1 pseudogene is annotated in these 212 nt (G+C 42.5%); it reads left to right on the top strand.

Annotation, left to right across the window (positions count from 1 at the left end):
* Window positions 1-212, top strand: a pseudogene (locus tag LMB56_RS00145) (hypothetical protein); the annotation flags it as partial.

Below are 212 nucleotides of genomic sequence, written 5' to 3' on the forward strand. Positions count from 1 at the left end.
CTTTCGCTCATACTTACCGAGTTGCTGAGGCTCTCGCTCATCGATACTGAGTTGCTTAAACTTTCACTCATGCTTACTGAGTTACTCAAGCTTTCGCTCATTGAGACTGAGTTGCTTAAGCTTTCACTCATCGATACTGAGTTACTCAAGCTTTCACTCATTGATACCGAGTTGCTTAAGCTTTCGCTCATTGAGACTGAGTTACTTAAGCT

It is taken from the genome of Limosilactobacillus reuteri, from assembly GCF_020785355.1.
Taxonomy (GTDB): domain Bacteria; phylum Bacillota; class Bacilli; order Lactobacillales; family Lactobacillaceae; genus Limosilactobacillus; species Limosilactobacillus reuteri_I.